The sequence below is a fragment of the Mycobacterium sp. genome, from assembly GCF_049281135.1.
Taxonomy (GTDB): Bacteria; Actinomycetota; Actinomycetes; order Mycobacteriales; family Mycobacteriaceae; genus Mycobacterium.
Map to the genome: position 1 here is coordinate 1 of NZ_JBAPRN010000217.1, position 1729 is coordinate 1729.

General features: G+C 66.0%; 2 protein-coding genes. Both read right to left on the reverse strand.

What is annotated here, in order from left to right; all coding sequences use genetic code 11:
* Positions 1-1264: phosphoenolpyruvate-utilizing protein (locus tag WAN02_RS09060; protein WP_422263821.1), on the reverse strand; the 1264-nt coding region annotated here is incomplete at its 3' end.
* 96 nt (positions 1265-1360) lie between these two features.
* The coding region (locus WAN02_RS09065; RefSeq protein ID WP_422263822.1) for a TetR/AcrR family transcriptional regulator C-terminal domain-containing protein at positions 1361-1729 on the reverse strand (369 nt) is incomplete at its 5' end.

Here is a 1729-nt window from a genome sequence, read left to right on the forward strand (position 1 = left end):
CGGCGGTGCCGGCAACCGGTTGCGGCTGACCCGTCCACGACAACGGGGCATCAAGGCTCTGATACTCGTGGCGCAACGCCCGGCGCTGAGCGACAAGCATTTTCAGATCGCTCGGCAGATCGCGGCCGAGCTCGTCCGCGGTGAGGTAAAAGGCGTCATCTGGGTCGTCGAAGCGGCCCTCGGCGACCAGCTGCCCGCCGAGATGACGCGCGCATGCGCGGACGACGTCCAGACTTTGCAGGTAGGACACTTTCCCAACACCACGCAGCGGCACAAAGCGGCGAGCCAGTCGCAGCACCACGCGCGCCTTGAGCCGCTCCATCTTTCCGAACGCCGCGTAGAAGCGGGCTTCGGCCGGCTTGCCCGCTCGACGCTGGGCGGCCGGATCGTCGTTTGGTGCCGCCGCATCGTCCATCGTGCGGTACTGCGCGACGAATTTGTGCACAGGGGCCGGGTTTTCCCGCCACGTCACGCTGGCCACCTCGCCCTCGCCGGCGCAGTGGTAACCGTGGCGGCGCAGGAAGGTCGCCATATCGAGCCTGTCACGCGAGACGGCCCATAAGTCGGCCAGTACGCGGGCCTCCTCGTGGGATCCGTGGCCGCGTAACAACTCGGTGGCATCCACACCGGCCCGCGCGGCCAGATTGGTCAGTTGCTCATGCAATGGCTGGATAGCGCACGCGCTGACCACCGCTTGCGCGGCCAGTGTTTTGTTGAAGCGCGCAACCGCTTCGGTCAAAAGCACTCGGGTCTGCTCGCCGGACAGCGACCCGATACGGCTGATCTGTGCGCGCCACCACGCGTCGGTGTCCATACGCAGCCGATCGATCCGTCCCGCGATCTGCAGCAGCGTACGCGGGTAACGTGCGACGATCCAGGGCAGCCGGCGCATCGACGGTTGGCCGACGAAGTCCTCTGGGACAAAGCCGAAGAAGTCCCGTGACAGCGCCTCGCCGGACTGGCCTGGTATCAGATCGCCCATCTCGCAGAGGAAGTCGACGCGCACGGCCATACGGCCATAGAAGGCGCCGGTGATGCGCCGGCGGGGATCGTCGGGAATGACCGCTTGGTCGGCGGGCAGCACACCCATCGCGGCGAACGGCGACCGAAGTCCCAGTTCACTGGCCGGCACCCAGACGCTGGCGCACAGTGGCGTCATCACCCCCGGGACGGCCTCGGCCAGGTTGATCGAACTCCACGAGGCGTCGGGGGGTGACACCGCGTGCAGCGCAGACGTCGCGGGGACGCCTGCTGCTTCCGGCATGGGAACCTCCTGCGAACGGCCGAACGCAATTTTTCTTACCTAGATTAAAATCTATCATGATGTAAGCCGACTCCCGCATAAGCTTGTGATCGCGGCCTAGACCGCCGAACTCGGCCGATCCGCCAGCCGGCTGAGCGCCGCGCGATCCGCCTGTAGCCCGTGGATGACCAGATCGAGGCCGTAGCTGAAGGCATCGTCGCTGAGATCGGTGAAATATGCGAAATGGCTGTCCGCGTGCGCGAAGTTGGGCAACTCGGCCCGGTCGTCGTTGACATCGTCAGGAACCGCGCGGTGCGCCCAGCTCCCGGAAACGACGAAACCGATCGTGTAGCTGACGAGCGTGCCGAGGGCACGACGTGCGAACGGTTGGGGAAAGCCGGCCCCTTCGAGTGCGTCGAGAAGGCGTGCGCGGCGGCTGAAAAGGGCGGGCTTGAGGTGGGCGCTCAGCGCGATGCTGATCAGATT